The organism is Pseudomonas sp. IPO3774 (genome assembly GCF_013386835.1).
GTDB lineage: Bacteria > Pseudomonadota > Gammaproteobacteria > Pseudomonadales > Pseudomonadaceae > Aquipseudomonas.
In genome coordinates this window covers 99200-116465 of the sequence record NZ_JACAQY010000036.1, presented here as the reverse complement: position 1 = coordinate 116465, position 17266 = coordinate 99200, and the positions used below count along the sequence as shown (strand labels likewise).

The 17266-nt window shown below is 61.1% G+C and carries 13 protein-coding genes, 4 tRNA genes and 1 pseudogene; 17 read left to right on the top strand and 1 reads right to left on the bottom strand.

Annotated features, from left to right (window positions below; all coding sequences use genetic code 11):
* Positions 1–137 precede the first annotated feature (137 nt).
* The 14 genes from HYE77_RS20455 to HYE77_RS20390 all read left to right on the top strand — a co-directional run bounded on the left by HYE77_RS20455 (position 138) and on the right by HYE77_RS20390 (position 13574).
* Positions 138–1148, top strand: a complete 1011-nt coding sequence (locus HYE77_RS20455; protein ID WP_177069231.1) for an aspartate-semialdehyde dehydrogenase — start codon at positions 138–140, stop codon at positions 1146–1148.
* Positions 1149–1308: 160 nt separating this feature from the next.
* Entirely contained in the window at positions 1309–3873 is a 2565-nt protein-coding gene (locus HYE77_RS20450) for a FimV family protein (protein WP_177069230.1), read from the top strand.
* A gap of 156 nt (positions 3874–4029) precedes the next feature.
* Positions 4030–4854 (top strand): tRNA pseudouridine(38-40) synthase TruA, encoded by an 825-nt coding sequence (gene truA / locus HYE77_RS20445; protein WP_003212671.1) that lies wholly within the window; start codon positions 4030–4032, stop codon positions 4852–4854.
* A gap of 63 nt (positions 4855–4917) precedes the next feature.
* Positions 4918–5550: a phosphoribosylanthranilate isomerase gene (locus tag HYE77_RS20440; protein WP_003212673.1), complete on the top strand. Its 633-nt coding sequence runs from the start codon at positions 4918–4920 to the stop codon at positions 5548–5550.
* Between the two features lie 243 nt (positions 5551–5793).
* Positions 5794–6714: an acetyl-CoA carboxylase, carboxyltransferase subunit beta gene (gene accD, locus HYE77_RS20435; RefSeq protein ID WP_003212675.1), complete on the top strand. Its 921-nt coding sequence runs from the start codon at positions 5794–5796 to the stop codon at positions 6712–6714.
* A complete protein-coding gene (folC, locus tag HYE77_RS20430; protein WP_177069229.1) occupies positions 6711–8018 on the top strand; it encodes a bifunctional tetrahydrofolate synthase/dihydrofolate synthase in 1308 nt (435 codons plus the stop codon). The genes accD and folC overlap by 4 nt, the downstream gene beginning before the upstream one ends.
* A complete protein-coding gene (locus HYE77_RS20425; protein WP_087693954.1) occupies positions 8002–8664 on the top strand; it encodes an SPOR domain-containing protein in 663 nt (220 codons plus the stop codon). Before folC ends, HYE77_RS20425 begins: the two co-directional genes overlap by 17 nt.
* Positions 8665–8918: 254 nt before the next feature.
* On the top strand, positions 8919–9476 hold the full coding sequence (locus HYE77_RS20420) for a CvpA family protein (RefSeq protein WP_003212681.1): 558 nt from the start codon (positions 8919–8921) through the stop codon (positions 9474–9476).
* A gap of 41 nt (positions 9477–9517) precedes the next feature.
* Positions 9518–11023: an amidophosphoribosyltransferase gene (gene purF / locus HYE77_RS20415; RefSeq protein WP_003212683.1), complete on the top strand. Its 1506-nt coding sequence runs from the start codon at positions 9518–9520 to the stop codon at positions 11021–11023.
* Positions 11024–11089: 66 nt separating this feature from the next.
* A complete protein-coding gene (locus HYE77_RS20410; RefSeq protein ID WP_008438742.1) occupies positions 11090–12301 on the top strand; it encodes an O-succinylhomoserine sulfhydrylase in 1212 nt (403 codons plus the stop codon).
* An 11-nt stretch (positions 12302–12312) separates the two neighbouring features.
* On the top strand, positions 12313–13077 hold the full coding sequence (locus HYE77_RS20405) for an SDR family oxidoreductase (RefSeq protein WP_003212687.1): 765 nt from the start codon (positions 12313–12315) through the stop codon (positions 13075–13077).
* A 107-nt stretch (positions 13078–13184) separates the two neighbouring features.
* A tRNA-Val gene (locus HYE77_RS20400) sits at positions 13185–13260 on the top strand.
* Positions 13261–13315: 55 nt separating this feature from the next.
* A tRNA-Asp gene (locus HYE77_RS20395) sits at positions 13316–13392 on the top strand.
* Between the two features lie 105 nt (positions 13393–13497).
* Positions 13498–13574 (top strand) — tRNA-Asp (locus HYE77_RS20390).
* A 166-nt stretch (positions 13575–13740) separates the two neighbouring features.
* Here HYE77_RS20390 and HYE77_RS20385 read toward each other — a convergent pair.
* Entirely contained in the window at positions 13741–15024 is a 1284-nt protein-coding gene (locus HYE77_RS20385) for an FAD-binding oxidoreductase (RefSeq protein ID WP_008438740.1), read from the bottom strand.
* A 183-nt stretch (positions 15025–15207) separates the two neighbouring features.
* Here HYE77_RS20385 and HYE77_RS20380 point away from each other — a divergent pair.
* The 3 genes and pseudogenes from HYE77_RS20380 to HYE77_RS32990 form a co-directional block, all read left to right on the top strand.
* A tRNA-Val gene (locus HYE77_RS20380) sits at positions 15208–15284 on the top strand.
* Positions 15285–15471: 187 nt separating this feature from the next.
* A complete protein-coding gene (locus HYE77_RS20375) occupies positions 15472–16686 on the top strand; it encodes a hypothetical protein (RefSeq protein ID WP_256347386.1) in 1215 nt (404 codons plus the stop codon).
* Positions 16687–16887: 201 nt separating this feature from the next.
* A pseudogene (locus HYE77_RS32990) lies at positions 16888–17103 on the top strand (transposase domain-containing protein); the annotation flags it as partial.
* Between the last annotated feature and the right edge of the window lie 163 nt (positions 17104–17266).

Sequence of the window (17266 nt, the reverse complement as noted above, 5' to 3'; positions counted from 1 at the left end):
GAAGAAACTCGCTCGAATGTGGGAGCGGGCTTGCTCGCGAAGAGGCCATCAGCCACACCACAACCCCCAGGTTAATTGCCTCACCCCCAGCCACCCGGTAAAGTGCCGCTCCCCCCGCAATGCCCGAGGCAGCCCCCATGACCCAGACCTTTGATATTGCCGTGATCGGCGCCACCGGCACCGTTGGCGAAACCCTGGTGCAGATCCTCGAAGAGCAGGACTTCCCGGTAGGCAGCCTGCACCTGTTGGCCAGCAGCGAGTCGGCCGGGCATTCGGTGCCGTTTCGTGGCAAGAACGTGCGGGTGCGGGAAGTCGATGAATTCGATTTCAGCAAAGTCCAACTGGTGTTCTTCGCCGCCGGCCCTGCGGTCACCTTGAGTTTTGCCCCGCGCGCCACCGCTGCGGGCTGCACCCTGATCGACTTGTCCGGCGCCTTGCCGGCCGATCAGGCGCCGCAGGTAGTGCCGGAAGCCAACGCGCAGATCCTCGATGGCCTGAAAAAACCTTATCAGGTCAGCAGCCCAAGCCCGTCGGTGACTGCCCTGGCCGTGGTGCTGGCGCCACTGCGCGGCTTGCTGGACATTCAGCGCGTTAACGTCACCGCCAACCTCGCCGTTTCCGCCCAGGGCCGTGAGGCTGTCAGCGAACTCGCCCGGCAGACCGCCGAGTTGCTGAATGTGCGCCCGCTGGAGCCGAAGTTCTTCGACCGGCAAATGGCCTTTAACCTGCTGGCCCAGGTCGGCAAGCCTGACGCGCAAGGCCACACTGCCCTGGAAAAACGCCTGGTGCACGAATTGCGCGCCGTGCTGGAAATGCCTTTGCTAAAGATTTCCGTCACTTGCGTTCAAGCCCCGGTGTTTTTTGGCGATAGCCTGACTGTGTCACTGCAATTGGGGGCAGCGGTGGATCTCGCTGCCGTCAACCGTGCCCTGGACTCGGCACCGGGTGTCGAATTGGTGGAAGAGGGCGATTACCCCACGGCTGTGGGCGATGCGGTCGGTCAGGACGTGGTCTACGTGGGCCGGGTTCGTGCCGGTGTTGATGACCCCGCGGAACTAAATATGTGGCTGGCGTCAGATAACGTACGCAAAGGGGCGGCACTGAACGCCGTACAGCTGGCGCAGTTGTTGATAAAAGGCCTTGTGTAAAAGATACTTGGCGGCAATTTGTAGATTGATTCTAGCCAAGCGCTATGCTTGGCCCCAAGCTGGAAAAATTGCGCGTCGGTGACCTATCGGCTCGCCATGCCTAATGGCAGCGGTTACCCACCTTCTCGCCGGCCGGGGAGTGTTCAAAAAGGATGAGGCTATGGTTCAAGTTCGCAAACTGGTGTTAGCAATAGCGGCCGCCTCGGCGCTGTCCTCCGGTATGGCGCAAGCACTGCAGCTTGGGGAGATGACCCTCAAGTCGAAGCTGAACCAGCCGCTGTCGGTGGAAATCGAGTTGCTCGATGTCGGTGGCCTGACCGCCTCCGAGATCACCCCCAGCCTCGCGTCGTCCCAGGCCTTTGTGGATGCGGGCGTCGATCGCCAGGCGTTCCTGAACGACCTGACCTTTACCCCGGTGGTCAATCCCAACGGCCGCAGTGTGGTGCGTGTCACCTCCAGCAAGCCGCTGCCGGATTCCTACGTGCGTTTCCTGCTGCAGGTACAATGGCCCAACGGTCGCCTGATGCGCGACTACAGCGTGTTGCTGGACCCGGCCAAGTTCGACCAGTCGACCCCGGCCGCCGGTGCACCTGCACCCGCGCCACGCTTGAGTGCGCCTGCGACGACGGCTCCGGCAGTCACCAAGGCCAAGGAACACACCACGACTTCCCGTGACACCTTGTGGGAAATCGCCGCGAAAAACCGCAATGGCGCCTCGGTGCAGCAGACCATGCTGGCCATTCAGGCGCTGAACCCTGACGCCTTTATCGACGGCAACATCAACCGCATGAAAACCGGCCAGGTCCTGCGCCTGCCGGATTCGGGGCAAAGCACCAGCCTGCCGCAGCCCGAGGCGATTGCTGAAGTGACGGCGCAAAACGCGGCGTGGCGCGAGGGCCGCCGTGGCGGCAATCAGCTCGCCGGCAAGGCGCAGTTGGACGCGACCAAGCGTACCCAGGCGGGTAATGCGCCGTCGCAGACCAATACCAAGGACAATTTGAGCCTGGTCTCGGCCGAAGCGGCCAGGAAAGGCGGGAAGGGCGCGGCGGGCGACAGCCGGGCCTTGAACAACAAGCTGGCGGTGACCCAGGAAAGCCTGGATTCGACCCGTCGCGAGAATGAAGAACTGAAAAGCCGCATGGCTGACCTGCAAAGTCAGCTGGACAAGCTGCAGCGGCTGATCGAGCTCAAGAACAACCAACTGGCCAAGTTGCAGACCCCGGGTGGCGCTGCGGCGCAGCCTGCTGCAACGGCGGCGATGCCGGCCGAGCTGGCTGCACAACCGGCGGCGCCGGCAGCGGCAGCTCCGGCAGCAACCCCCGCGGCTGCGCCGGTCGAGACCCCGGTCAAGCCGGATTCGGCACCTGCCAGCACTGAAGGTAAATTCAACGACCTGCTGACCAACCCGATCGTGCTGGGTGTGATCGGCGGCGCAGCGGGTTTGCTGGTGCTGTTGCTTCTGCTGCTGTGGGCCCGTCATCGCAATGCGCGCCTTGAAGAAGAAAAGCACCTGCGCATGGCGCGGGCCCTGGCTGAAGAGCCGGAATTTGCGCCGAACATTGATCACGATCTGCCATCTGACAGTTTCGAAGGCCTTGATGTGCCGCCGCCGAACGTCAAGCTGGCTCCAGCTCCAGCTCCAGCTCCAGCTCCGGCGGCGGTGGTTGCCCCGGTGATTGCGCCGGTGGTCGCACCTGTTGCTGCGCAGCGTCCGACTGACGCCCTGGCGCAAGCCCAGTCGCATATCGACCGTGGCCACCTGAACCAGGCTGCGGAAGTGCTGGAAGATGCAATCAAGCAAGAGCCCGCCCGCAGTGACCTGCGTCTCAAGCTGATGGAAGTCCACGGCTTGCAGGGCAACAAGGACGGGTTTGTCACCCAGGAGCGCCAGTTGGTCGCCAATGGCGACAACCATGCCCAGGTCGAACAACTGAAAAGCCGCTTCCCGGCCATGGCCGTGTTCGCAGCAGGCGTCAGCGCTGCCGTTGCCGCTGCCGCTCTCGACGCCCAATACGTCAAGGACCTGCTCAAGGACGACCCGGCACCGCCTGCACCTGAGCCTGCGCCGGACGCGTTTGACACAGACTTCGACCTCAGCCTGGACGATCTGGAGGCTGCTTCGCCAGCCGTGGTCCGCCCGACGTCGGACGACGACCTGAGCTTTGAATCGGTGCTGCAACAGCAGACCGAGGCCAAGGCCAGTGCGGAAGACCTTTCGGATTTCGACCTGGACCTGCAACTCGATCCACCCTCGTCGGCCCAGTCAGACGACGACTTCCTCTCCGGCCTTGAAGACCAGATGAAGGACCTGCCGCCGGTAGAGCCGCCGACACTGACGCCGGCCGACCTCGACGACCTCGACCTGCCGGAGGATTTCGACCTGTCCCTGGCCGACGAGCCCGAGGTGCCCGCAGCGGCCAAGCCGGACGCGTTTGCGTCGGAGCTTGATGATGTCAACGCCGAGCTGGATCGCCTGTCGCAAAGCCTGGAACATCCGCCAATCGAACCGTCCTTCACCGCCGACGACGCGGCGTTGGGTGGCGATGAGCCGGAATTCGACTTCCTCTCCGGTACCGACGAAGTGGCCACCAAGCTCGACCTGGCGCAGGCCTACATCGACATGGGCGATGCCGACGGTGCGCGGGACATTCTTGGCGAGGTGCTCAAGGAAGGCGATGACGGTCAGAAGGGCGAAGCCAAGGAAATGCTCAGCCGGCTGGCTTGATACGCGCGGTAAATACAACGGCAGCCTTCGGGCTGCCGTTTTGCCATCCAGGCACCAAACCCATGGCGTCCCAGGCGCACGGCCTTATAATGGCCGCCTTTGCGCAACTCATCAGGCTCTCAGTTCTTGGCAAATATAGATAACGCGGCCGCCGAAATGGCGGCCGCAGGCTTTTTCAGAATCGCCCTGGGCGTGGAATACAAAGGCTCGCGCTATCGTGGCTGGCAACGCCAGGCCTCCGGTGTGCCAACGGTGCAGGAAACCCTGGAGAAGGCCCTGTCGAAAGTCGCCGACTCACCGGTGTCGCTGATGTGCGCCGGGCGGACCGATGCCGGCGTGCACGCTTGCGGGCAAGTGGTGCACTTTGACACTCAGGCCGAGCGCTCGATGAAGGCATGGGTGATGGGCGCCAATATCAACTTGCCCCACGACGTCAGCGTCAGTTGGGCCAAGGTAATGCCGGCGGACTTTCACGCGCGCTTCAAGGCCATCGCCCGGCGTTATCGCTATGTGATCTACAACGATCAGATCCGCCCGGCCCATCTCAACGAAGAAATCACCTGGAACCACCGCCCGCTGGACGCCGAGCGCATGGCCGAGGCGGCCCAGCATCTTGTAGGTATCCACGATTTCAGCGCGTTCCGTGCCGGCCAGTGCCAGGCCAAGTCGCCGATCAAGGAGGTCCATCACCTGCGGGTGACGCGCCACGGCAAGATGATCGTGCTGGATATTCGCGCCGGCGCCTTCCTGCACCATATGGTGCGCAATATCGCCGGGGTGCTGATGACCATCGGTACCGGCGAACGCCCGGTGGAATGGGCCAGGGAAGTGCTGGAAAGCCGGATTCGCCGTACCGGCGGCGTCACGGCGCATCCGTTCGGCCTGTACCTGGTGGATGTGGAGTACCGCGACGAGTTCGAATTGCCCCAGCGATTCATCGGGCCACACTTCCTCACAGGTTTCAGCGAACTTGGCGGCTGACGCCCTCAAAAGCATTTGTTACCATCCGGGACTTTCCCGGACACGCCCTGAGGTTTCATCGACATGTCTGCCGTTCGCAGCAAGATTTGCGGGATTACCCGCATAGAAGACGCGTTGGCGGCGGTCGAGGCGGGGGCCGATGCCATCGGTTTCGTGTTTTATGCCAAAAGCCCGCGGGCGGTGAATGTGTTGCAGGCGCGGGCGATCATTGCCGCGTTGCCGCCGTTCGTGACCACCGTGGGGTTGTTCGTCAACGCCAGCCGCTGCGAGCTCAATGAAACCCTCGACGCCGTGCAACTGGACATGCTGCAGTTCCATGGCGATGAGAGTCCGGACGAGTGCGAGAGCTACCAGCGCCCGTACATCAAGGCGCTGCGGGTCAAGGCCGGGGACGATATTGCTGCGGCATGCGCTGCCTATGGCGGGGCTCGCGGGATTCTTCTCGACACCTACGTCGAAGGCGTTCCCGGTGGTACGGGCGAGGCGTTTGACTGGTCGTTGATTCCCGAAGGGTTGAGCAAGCCGATTATCCTCGCGGGCGGCCTGAATCCGGACAACGTGGCCAGTGCCATCCAGCAGGTTCGGCCGTATGCCGTGGACGTCAGCGGCGGGGTAGAGCAGGGCAAGGGCATCAAGGATCACGCAAGGATTCGCGCATTCATGCAGGCCGTGCGCGACAGCAGCGGGACGATGTGACGGCTGGCAGTCTGCCGCCGTCCATAACTACCACTGTGTAAAACAGCCCGGCGCCGCCTGTGGGAGGCCCGGAAATGAAGTGGCAACCCTGCACGGCAGGTTGTCTGGAAGGCTGAGGGCACAGGCAGGAAATGGCTGGTCGAACGTCTGACCCCGTCCAGTTTGTGTCATCGCCACATATGAATTTAGCTCAAGGGCATACGCGGGGCTGTGTTCAAGCCACCGGTACTGGAGAAAGAAAGCATGAGCAACTGGTTAGTAGACAAACTGATCCCTTCGATCATGCGTTCCGAGGTGAAGAAAAGCTCGGTTCCTGAAGGTCTTTGGCACAAGTGCCCATCCTGCGACGCGGTGCTGTACCGCCCGGAGCTGGAAAAGACCCTGGACGTTTGCCCCAAGTGCAATCACCACATGCGTATCGGCGCCCGCGCCCGCATTGATATTTTCCTCGACGCCGATGGTCGCTCCGAACTGGGCGCTGACCTGGAGCCGGTTGACCGTTTGAAGTTCCGCGACGGCAAGAAGTACAAGGACCGCCTGACCGCGGCCCAGAAGCAGACCGGTGAAAAGGACGCGCTGATTTCCGTCAGCGGCAAGCTGCTGGGCATGCCGGTGGTGGTTTCGGCCTTTGAATTCTCCTTCATGGGCGGCTCGATGGGCGCCATCGTCGGTGAGCGTTTTGTACGTGCCGCCAACTACGCGCTGGAAAACCGTTGCCCGATGATCTGCTTCGCCGCCTCCGGTGGTGCGCGGATGCAGGAAGCACTGATCTCCCTGATGCAAATGGCCAAGACCTCCGCGGTACTGGCGCGTCTGCGCGAAGAAGGTATTCCGTTCATCTCCGTGCTGACCGACCCGGTCTACGGCGGAGTGTCCGCCAGCCTGGCGATGCTGGGTGACGTGATCGTCGGTGAGCCGAAGGCGCTGATCGGCTTTGCCGGCCCGCGTGTTATCGAGCAAACCGTTCGCGAAAAACTGCCGGAAGGCTTCCAGCGCAGCGAGTTCCTGCTGGAGCACGGCGCGATCGACCTGATCATTCCGCGCGGCGAACTGCGTCCGCGCCTGGGTAGCCTGCTGGCGCAAATGATGGGCCTGCCGACACCTGTGTACGTCGCGCCTAAAATCGAGCCGATTGTCGTGCCACCGGTGCCTGCAAACATATGACCCAACGTACCCTGGGCGAATGGCTCGCCTACCTTGAGCAGTTGCATCCGTCAGCCATCGACATGGGCCTGGAGCGCTCGCAACAGGTAGCGGCCCGCCTCGGGTTGGGCCGGCCGGCGCCGCGTGTGATCACGGTGACCGGCACCAACGGCAAGGGCTCTACCTGCGCCTTTGTCGCGGCCTTGCTGCAAGCCCAGGGCCTGAAGGTCGGCGTGTACAACTCGCCGCACCTGCTGCGCTACAACGAGCGGGTGCAGCTCAATGGCGTCGAAGCCACTGACGAGCAACTCTGCGAAGCCTTCGCCGCACTTGATGCCGAGCGTGGCGAGATTTCCCTGACCTATTTCGAGATGGGCACCCTGGCGGCGTTCTGGCTGTTCGAGCGTGCGCAGCTGGATGTAGTGGTGCTGGAAGTCGGCCTGGGCGGGCGTCTGGACACGGTCAACGTGGTGGATGCCGACCTGGCGCTGATTACCAGTATTGGCGTCGACCATGCGGACTACCTGGGTAACACCCGTGAGTCCGTGGCCTATGAAAAAGCCGGGATCTTCCGCCAGGGCAAGCCTGCACTGTGCGGCGACCTGGACCCGCCGCATACCTTGCTGGACAAGGTGCGCGAGCTGGATTGCCCGTTCTTCCTGCGCGGGCGTGATTTCAATCTCGAGATTGGCGACCAATTCTGGCAATGGCGCGGGCTTGACGCGCGCGGTCAAACTGTTGAGTTGCGCGACTTGCCACTGCTGAACCTGCCGATGGAAAACGCCGCGCTCGCGCTGCAAGCCTACCTGTTGCTGGATTTGCCCTGGCATGCCGAGCAGATTGCCGCTACGTTGCAGGCTACTCGCGTGGTGGGGCGCCTTGACCGGCGCACGTTCGACTGGGAGGGCAAGCGCCTGAACCTGCTGCTGGACGTGGGGCATAACCCTCACGCCGCTGAATACCTGGCCAGGCGCCTGGCACGCACGCCGCCCGCCGGCCGCCGCCTCGCGGTGTTCGGGTTGTTGTCCGACAAGGACCTGGACGGCGTGGTTGCACCCTTGCTGGGCGACGTCCAGGCCTGGGCGGTTGCACCGCTGGATACGTCCCGCAGTCGTCCTGCCATCGAGTTGCAGGTTGCCTTGCAGAACCTTGGCGCGTCCGTGACGTCCCATGCAAGCGTGACAGCCGCCCTGGAAGCCCAGTGCGCGGTTGCGACGCCTGAGGATGAGATTCTGTTGTTCGGATCATTTTATTGTGTTGCCGAGGCGCTCGAATGGTTGGCCCGGCGCTCCACGGAGGAAGCTGCACATGGCATTACTGGATAGCGCATACAAGCAGCGAATGGTTGGAGCCCTGGTCCTGGTGGCGTTGGCGGTGATTTTCCTGCCGATGCTGTTTTCCCGTCAGGATGAGCAGCGCCAAGTGACCGTTGAAGCGCCAGCTGCGCCCCAGGCGCCTGCGGTGCCTCAGGTTCAGGTTGAGCCGGTGGTGGTTCCCGAGCCGCAAGCGCTGCCGGAAGAAGAGCCGGTGCCGACCGATGACGAAGTGGCTGCACAGCAAGCGCCGTCGATGCCGGTGCAGCCGAGCGTGCCGGTGGTTAAGCCTGCGCCTGCTGCTCCTGCAGTTGCTGCGAAGCCTGCGGCGCCGGCGCCAGCACCAAAACCTGTGGCCCCGCAACCTGCGGCACCGGGCAAGCCGGACGTGGGCCAGAGCCGTATTGACCCGAATGGCTTGCCGATCAGTTGGTCGATCCAGCTGGCCAGCCTGGCTAACCGCGAAAGTGCTGATGCGTTGCAGAAGAAGCTGCGCACCCAGGGTTACAACGCCTATATCCGCAGCGCCGATGGCAAGAACCGGGTATTCATCGGGCCGCTGATCGAGCGGGCTGAAGCCGATCGCCTGCGGGACCTGTTGGATCGCCAGCAGAACCTCAAGGGTTTTGTGGTTCGCTTCCAGCCCGAAAAAGGCTGAGGCTGCAAGGATTCAAGCTGGAATGCGGTCAATGTGGGAGCGGGCTTGCTCGCGAAGCGGTGTATCAGTCAGCAGATTTATTGGCTGCCCCACCGCCTTCGCGAGCACGCCCGCTCCCACAAGTGTTTTGGGTGTGCCGCAACAGGCCGGTTTCCCCTATAACTCATTGATTTCAAATGCACTGCCAATCACAGCTTACCGATAGCCCAGCGCTCTGCTAAAATGCGCCGCCTTATCCGTCTGTAGGCTGAACTGTGCCATTTACCTGGGTTGATTGGGCGATCGTTGCAATCGTCGCCATCTCCGCTTTGATCAGTCTGAGCCGCGGCTTCGTCAAAGAAGCATTGTCGCTGCTGACATGGATCATCGCAGGAGTTGTAGCCTGGATGTTCGGCGGTTCATTGTCTGTCTACCTGGCCGGATACATCGAGACACCTTCGGCTCGCGTCATCGCGGGCTGCGCCATCATGTTCATCGCCACGTTGTTGGTGGGGGCAATGGTCAATTATCTTATCGGCGAATTGATACGCGTCACCGGCCTCTCCGGGACCGATCGATTTCTCGGCATGGCCTTCGGCGCCGCGCGTGGCGGCTTGCTGGTGGTCGTGGCGGTCGGGCTGTTGAGCCTGGGGCCGGTACAGCAGGATTCGTGGTGGCAGGAGTCGGTACTCGTGCCAAAATTTCTATTGGTTGCAGATTGGTCCAAAAACCTCATTTTGGGGTGGAGCAGTCAGTGGCTGGCCAGCGGGATCAGCGTACCCGCTGATCTTCCGTTCAAGGAACACCTCTTGCCGGCCAAAACGCCTCAGTAAGTTGTGTTCAGTCAAGATTCATTAAGTAGGGGTTGCGTCGCATGTGTGGCATCGTCGGTATCGTCGGTAAGTCGAACGTGAATCAGGCGCTGTATGACGCGCTAACCGTCCTCCAGCACCGCGGCCAGGATGCTGCCGGTATTGTGACCAGCCACGACGGCCGGTTATTCCTGCGCAAGGACAATGGTCTGGTGCGTGACGTGTTCCATCAGCGCCACATGCAGCGCCTGGTCGGGCACATGGGCATTGGCCACGTGCGCTACCCGACAGCGGGCAGCTCGACCTCGGCCGAAGCCCAGCCGTTCTACGTCAACTCGCCCTATGGCATCACCCTGGCGCACAACGGCAACCTGACCAACGTTGAACAACTGGCCAAGGAGATTTACGAATCTGACCTGCGCCACGTCAACACCAACTCGGACTCCGAAGTACTGCTGAACGTGTTCGCCCACGAGCTGGCCCAGCGCGGCAAGCTGCAGCCGACCGAAGAAGACGTGTTCGCTGCCGTGACTGACGTGCACAACCGCTGCGTCGGTGGCTATGCGGTAGTGGCGATGGTGACCGGCTACGGTATCGTCGGTTTCCGCGACCCCCACGGCATCCGCCCGATCGTGTTCGGCCAGCGTCATACCGACGAAGGCGTCGAGTACATGATCGCTTCCGAAAGCGTGTCCCTGGACGTGCTGGGCTTTACCCTGATTCGCGACCTGGCGCCGGGCGAAGCGGTCTACATCACTGAAGACGGCAAGCTGCACACCCGTCAGTGCGCACTGAACCCGAAACTCACCCCGTGCATCTTCGAGCACGTCTACCTGGCGCGTCCGGATTCGATCATCGACGGTGTTTCGGTGTACAAGGCGCGCCTGCGCATGGGCGAGAAGCTGGCGGACAAGATCCTGCGCGAGCGCCCGGATCACGACATCGACGTGGTTATCCCGATCCCGGACACCAGCCGCACCGCTGCGCTGGAGTTGGCGAACCACCTGGGCGTGAAATTCCGCGAAGGCTTCGTCAAGAACCGTTACATCGGCCGCACCTTCATCATGCCTGGCCAGGCTGCGCGCAAGAAGTCGGTGCGCCAGAAGCTCAACGCGATCGAGCTGGAGTTCCGCGGCAAGAACGTGATGCTGGTGGATGACTCCATCGTACGCGGCACCACCTGCAAGCAGATCATCCAGATGGCCCGCGAAGCCGGTGCGAAGAACGTTTATTTCTGTTCCGCCGCGCCTGCCGTGCGTTACCCGAACGTGTACGGCATCGACATGCCGAGCGCCCACGAACTGATCGCCCACAACCGTTCGACCCAGGACGTTGCGGACCTGATCGGCGCCGACTGGCTGATCTACCAGGACCTGCCGGACCTGATCGAAGCCGTCGGTGGTGGCAAGATCAAGATCGAGGAGTTCGATTGCGCGGTGTTCGACGGCAAGTACGTCACCGGCGATGTCGACGAGGCCTACCTGAACAAGATCGAGCAGGCCCGTAACGATTCCTCGAAGATCAAGACCCAGGCGGTCAGCGCGATCATCGACCTGTACAACAACTGAGTAGACACCGGCCCTGAGGGGCCGGTTTTGTATCTTTGATAAAGCATTCGAGTTGAGGAGTAGAGCATGAGTCAGGAATGGGATGCCGGTCGCTTGGACAGCGACCTCGATGGCGTAGCTTTCGATACCCTGGCTGTGCGCGCCGGCCAGCACCGCACCCCGGAAGGTGAGCACGGTGACCCGATGTTCTTTACCTCCAGCTATGTGTTCCGCACTGCGGCCGACGCCGCTGCGCGTTTTGCCGGTGAAGTGCCGGGCAACGTTTATTCGCGTTACACCAACCCGACCGTGCGCGCGTTCGAAGAGCGTATCGCCGCGCTGGAAGGCGCCGAGCAAGCTGTCGCCACTGCCACGGGCATGGCCGCGATTCTCGCGGTAGTCATGAGCCTGTGCAGCGCCGGCGACCACGTCCTGGTGTCGCGCAGCGTGTTTGGTTCGACCATCAGCCTGTTCGAAAAGTACTTCAAGCGTTTTGGTATTGAAGTCGACTACGTGCCGCTGGCGGACCTGTCCGGCTGGGACGCGGCCATCAAGGCCAACACCAAATTGCTGTTCGTCGAGTCGCCGTCCAATCCGTTGGCCGAGCTGGTGGACATTGCCGCATTGTCTGAAGTGGCCCACGCCAAGGGCGCGATGCTGATCGTCGACAACTGCTTCTGCACCCCTGCATTGCAGCAGCCGCTGAAGCTGGGCGCAGACATCGTTGTGCACTCGGCCACCAAGTTCATCGACGGCCAGGGCCGTTGCATGGGTGGCGTGGTTGCCGGCCGCAGCGAGCAGATGAAGGAAGTGGTGGGCTTCTTGCGCACCGCCGGCCCGACCCTGAGCCCGTTCAACGCCTGGATCTTCCTTAAAGGCCTGGAGACCCTGAGCCTGCGGATGAAGGCCCATTGTGCCAACGCCCAGGCCCTGGCCGAGTGGCTGGAGCAGCAGGACGGCATCGAGAAAGTCCATTACGCCGGCCTCAAGAGCCACCCGCAACACGAGTTGGCCCAGCGCCAGCAGCGTGGTTTCGGCGCCGTGGTGAGTTTCGAGGTCAAGGGCGGCAAAGAGGGCGCCTGGCGCTTTATCGATGCGACTCGCCTGATCTCCATCACCGCCAACCTGGGTGACAGCAAGACCACTATCACTCACCCGAGCACCACCTCCCACGGCCGCCTGGCGCCGCAGGAGCGTGAAGCTGCCGGGATTCGTGACAGCCTGATCCGCATTGCCGTGGGCCTGGAAGACGTCGCTGACCTGCAGGCCGACCTGGCCCGTGGGTTGGCTGCCCTGTGATCGAGTGGTCCATGGAGGCGGCGAGCGCCAGTAACGGGCGGGTCGCGCTGGTGACCGGCGCGGCGCGGGGCATCGGCCTGGGGATTGCCGCCTGGTTGATCAGCGAAGGCTGGCAGGTGGTATTGACGGACCTGGACCGTGAGCGCGGTTCCAAGGTGTCCAAGGTGCTCGGCGACAACGCCTGGTTTATTACCATGGACGTGGCCGATGAGCGGCAGGTTGCCCAGGGCGTGGCCGAGGTACTTGGCCAGTTCGGGCGCCTGGATGCGCTGGTGTGCAATGCCGCCGTGGCCGACCCGCGCAACATCACCCTGGAAAGTCTCGACCTGGCTTACTGGAATCGTGTACTGGCGGTGAACCTCAGTGGTCCCATGTTGCTGGCCAAGCACTGTGCGCCCTACCTGCGGGCCCACGGCGGCGCCATCGTCAACCTGGCGTCGACCCGGGCACGCCAGTCGGAACCGGACACCGAAGCCTATGCGGCGAGCAAGGGCGGTTTGCTGGCCCTGACCCACGCGTTGGCTATCAGCCTCGGGCCGGAAGTACGGGTCAATGCCGTCAGCCCGGGCTGGATCGATGCCCGTGACCCGGCTGCACGCCGTGCCGAGCCGCTGACGGATGCGGATCACGCCCAGCACCCGGCCGGCAGGGTAGGCACTGTGGAAGACGTAGCGGCGATGGTGGCGTGGTTGCTGTCGCGCAATGCCGGGTTTGTCACCGGGCAAGAGTTCGTCGTCGACGGCGGCATGAGCAAGAAGATGATTTACACCGAGTAGGGCGGGTCGCGGTCCTGAAGCCATTTTGTCTTTTTCAGAAAAACTTCAAGCAGGCTATTGACTTAGGTCCGCTACCTGCGTAAATTTCGCGGCCTCAACGAAGCAAAGGGTGATTAGCTCAGCTGGGAGAGCATCTGCCTTACAAGCAGAGGGTCGGCGGTTCGATCCCGTCATCACCCACCACTTCTTGAGAGTTTTGCCCTAGGGCAAGACGCAACGTTAAAGGTTGCACCGACGCGCAGCGGTAGTTCAGTCGGTTAGAATACCGGCCTGTCACGCCGGGGGTCGCGGGTTCGAGTCCCGTCCGCTGCGCCATATTTTCCAGGTCTGATGTTTCAGATTTGAGATTGAACAGCCAAGGTTGGTCAGTCAGATGTTTGAAGGCGGTTGAAGGTGACACTTCAGCAGTCTGAGCGATACGCAGCGGTAGTTCAGTCGGTTAGAATACCGGCCTGTCACGCCGGGGGTCGCGGGTTCGAGTCCCGTCCGCTGCGCCATATCTGTTCCAGGGCCCACTGAACGCCCTGAGACGCCAAAGCAAGCCGCTGGCTTGGTTGGATCGATAGCAAAGACCCTGGTCGAAAGACCGGGGTTTTTTGTGTCTGCGATTGGGTGCCGGGGCGGCAAGTGCAGGGGCCGGCAAGCCAGCCCCGTGGTCCCGGATCAGAATCCCAGCTTGTCCCGCAACCCGTAATACCAGGCCCCCAGCGCCGCAAACGGCGTGCGCAACAGTTGTCCGCCGGGGAAGGGGTAGTGCGGCAGGCCGGCAAACGCATCAAAACGTTCTGCCTGGCCTCTCAGCGCTTCCGCCAGTACCTTGCCCGCCAAGTGGGTATACGTCACGCCATGGCCGCTACAGCCCTGGGAGTAGTAGATGTTATCCCCCAGGCGACCGACCTGCGGCAGGCGCGACAAGGTCAGCAGGAAATTGCCGGTCCAGGCGTAGTCGATCTTCACGTCCTTGAGCTGCGGGAAGGCCTTGAGCATCTTCGGCCGGATGATCGCCTCGATATTCGCCGGGTCACGCGCGCCGTACACCACGCCACCGCCGAAGATCAGGCGCTTGTCGCTCGTCAGGCGGTAGTAGTCCAGCAGGTAATTGCAGTCCTCGACGCAGTAATCCTGTGGCAGCAGCGTCTTCGCCAGTTCATCGCCCAGTGGTGCGGTGGTAATCACCTGCGTACCACACGGCATCGACTTGGCCGCCAGTTCCGGAACCAGGTTCCCCAGATAGGCGTTGCCCGCGACAATAATGAACTTGGCCCTGACCTTGCCGTGCGCCGTATGCACCACCGGATTGGCGCCGCGCTCGATGCGAGTCGCCGCCGACTGCTCATAAATGGTGCCGCCCAGGGACTCCACGGCTGCCGCTTCGCCCAGCGCCAGGTTCAGCGGGTGAATGTGCCCGCCGCTCATGTCGAGCAGGCCGCCCACATAGTTGTCACAGGCGACCACCTCGCGAATGCGCCGCTCGTCCAGCAACTCCAGCTGGGTGTGGCCGTAGCGCTCCCACAGGCGCTTCTGCGACTCCAGGTGGCCCATGTGCTTGCTGTTCAGTGCCGCAAATACACCGCCGTCCTTCAGATCGCACTGGATCTGATACTTGGCCACCCGCTCCCGAATGATCCTGCCGCCTTCAAATGCCATGTCGCCGAGTAATTTCGCCTGCTGGGGGCCGACACTGCGCTCGATCACATCGATATCACGGCTGTAGCTGTTGACGATCTGCCCACCATTACGGCCCGACGCGCCAAAGCCTACCTTGGCAGCTTCCAGCACTGTCACGCTAAAGCCGTTTTCCAGCAGGAACAGCGCACTGGACAGGCCGGTATAACCGGCGCCAATCACGCACACATCGGTTTCGACTTCACCTTGCAGCTCTGGGCGAGGAGGTACCGCATTCGCAGACGCGGCGTAATACGACTGGGGGTAGGGGGTGTTCGCCATCCTGGAACCTCTGTTTTATATTTTTTACGAGTGCGCCGATCCTACCTGAGTTGAAAATCCGCTGCCAGCCGCCGGAAAATACCGTTGTGCTGGCCACAAATAAAAAATTCGCATATTCATAGGCTTAGCTGCAAAAAAGGTGTTGACACCCCTCGGGAATTCCGTAGAATGCCGCCTCACAGCAGGCACGTAGCTCAGTTGGTTAGAGCACCACCTTGACATGGTGGGGGTCGTTGGTTCGAGTCCAATCGCGCCTACCAAACAAAATCCGCTCTGCTGGGCGGTCTAGAAGGGCTCACCGAAAGGTGGGCCCTTTTTTGTTGCGATTTGCGAAGCCTTTGCAACCTACCCCCTCAGAATGACGATTCGGCGGCTCCTCCTGGCTTGTCGATTTTTTCCCGTTGCGCCTTTCTGAGCGTGCTTCGGCATCTTCTTTTCCCGTCTCCCATGAGCCTCACTGAACGCGATAACGGCTTTATCACGCGTCCGGCGCGTGTGATGCGTATGTCGGTGTCTGTGGGCAATAAAGTGAGCATTGAGAATGCTGCTTTTGTAGGATTTTTAGCTGTATGCATGTACAGTTGTTTCGCCGAAAAATGGCCATGGGAAATCAGGAGAAGTCATATGTCAATTTACATCGATACCCCTTATGTTTTTACCCCGAATCCCTCTGCGGATAACGGCCCTCAACTCCAGTCGGTGATGAAGGCCGGATACCGTTGGATTCAAATCAATGGCACTGACTGCCCTATCGGGACAACAGTCCTGCTAAACCGTGATGACAACTGGCCCTACAGTGGGCAGATCATCGAGCCTGCCCCAGGGATCGATAAGGTCACTATTGACGTTTCAGGGATCGGCCGTAACCCGCTGGACCCCACAGATCCAAGTTATGCCGCCATCGACTACCAAGGCAATGTTCGCCCGGGCAGTTATTTGACCGCGCCGGCCTACGTCAATACGACCGAAATCTCCGTGGCCGACACGACTCCGTACACAAACGGTTCCTGGATCGTCATCTCGGATGCTTCAACCGATTTTGCAACCTACCCTATGCCACTTGACGGCCCCCTGGAGGTTCGCCAGGTTATATATGTGCTGGCTAACTCATTGATTGTTAATCGCGTAATCAAACGTGATCATCCCCTGGGCGCAATCGTGGCTTTATGTGACCCGATTAAAAACGTGTATATCCGTAACCTTGAGTTCACCGGGGACGCTGCGGTTGGCCTGCATCTGCACTACGCACAACACTGTGTTATAGAGAACATCACGTCGGTTGACTGGACCGGGCGCTGCATGCTGCTGCTGGACAACGGTGGCGAGTACAACACCATTCTTGATAGTTATTGCACGGCTACTGAGCCAGGTGTTGATCCTGAACAGACCGCCTGGGGTGTTGTCATTGAGGGGCAGGACTCTACCCGCGTGATTAATTCAGGTGGTGAAAATTGCGGCTTGGGGATGGGGATGAATTACAGCATTGATTGTGTGTCGATTAACGCTAGGGCTCGCCTCAATACAGTAAACGTTGGGGTCTATACAGCGTCTATTCGTACCGGGTTCCTTCGACCTGCGACCGAGTCCCCTCTGATTCTGGATAACGTCATCACTTCAGACTGCGTTGATTGCTATATGGTTGAGCCCATACCTTTTTCCTGATAATCATGGAAAAGAAAGCCCGCATTGAGCGCAATGCTCTTCACTTAAGGATTGTTGACTAATCCTCAAGCAGCCGGAAAATCCGGAGTCTGATAAGGACTTCGGATTTTTTATGCCTGTTGCTCAGGATTTAAACACCGTTCTGGATTTTGCTGAGCGACCACTCTCACGTCTTGAGGTGTTCGCCGATCATATTCCTGATGGATAACAGCAGCGGCCACGCAGGCTGATAAAGCAACGATCCGACGTCGCCGTCTGCCTTCGGATATGGTGCTTTGGCTGGTTGTCGGGATGGCCCTTTTCAGGGGCGAGCCGGTCATTGAAGTCGCCCGTTGATTAAATATCTGCGCCGATGGAATTGCCAAGGAGATGCTCCTGGGCAAGAGCGGGCTGTCCCAGGATCGCCAACGCCTGGGGATATGAGCGCTACCTACAAGACGACTGGCGTGGACTCCTTGGTGGCCATGGCTGGCGCCGTGTCGCCATCACACACGCCAAGACGCATGGAAGAGCTTCGCGGCAGCATAGGTGTGCTCTTCATAACAAAACGCCCCAGGCCAGCGAGGCTTAGGGCGGTGAG

Excerpts from the sequence above, each read along its gene's own strand:
- HYE77_RS20410 (WP_008438742.1), top strand. The coding sequence starts at position 11,090 with ATGAGTCAGGAATGGGATGCCGGTCGCTTGGACAGCGACCTCGATGGC.
- HYE77_RS20440 (WP_003212673.1), top strand. The coding sequence starts at position 4,918 with ATGTCTGCCGTTCGCAGCAAGATTTGCGGGATTACCCGCATAGAAGAC.
- HYE77_RS20375 (WP_256347386.1), top strand. The coding sequence starts at position 15,472 with ATGAGCCTCACTGAACGCGATAACGGCTTTATCACGCGTCCGGCGCGT.
- HYE77_RS20455 (WP_177069231.1), top strand. The coding sequence starts at position 138 with ATGACCCAGACCTTTGATATTGCCGTGATCGGCGCCACCGGCACCGTT.
- folC (WP_177069229.1), top strand. The coding sequence starts at position 6,711 with ATGACCCAACGTACCCTGGGCGAATGGCTCGCCTACCTTGAGCAGTTG.
- accD (WP_003212675.1), top strand. The coding sequence starts at position 5,794 with ATGAGCAACTGGTTAGTAGACAAACTGATCCCTTCGATCATGCGTTCC.
- HYE77_RS20425 (WP_087693954.1), top strand. The coding sequence starts at position 8,002 with ATGGCATTACTGGATAGCGCATACAAGCAGCGAATGGTTGGAGCCCTG.
- HYE77_RS20450 (WP_177069230.1), top strand. The coding sequence starts at position 1,309 with ATGGTTCAAGTTCGCAAACTGGTGTTAGCAATAGCGGCCGCCTCGGCG.
- HYE77_RS20405 (WP_003212687.1), top strand. The coding sequence starts at position 12,313 with ATGGAGGCGGCGAGCGCCAGTAACGGGCGGGTCGCGCTGGTGACCGGC.
- HYE77_RS20385 (WP_008438740.1), bottom strand. The coding sequence starts at position 15,024 with ATGGCGAACACCCCCTACCCCCAGTCGTATTACGCCGCGTCTGCGAAT.
- purF (WP_003212683.1), top strand. The coding sequence starts at position 9,518 with ATGTGTGGCATCGTCGGTATCGTCGGTAAGTCGAACGTGAATCAGGCG.
- truA (WP_003212671.1), top strand. The coding sequence starts at position 4,030 with ATGGCGGCCGCAGGCTTTTTCAGAATCGCCCTGGGCGTGGAATACAAA.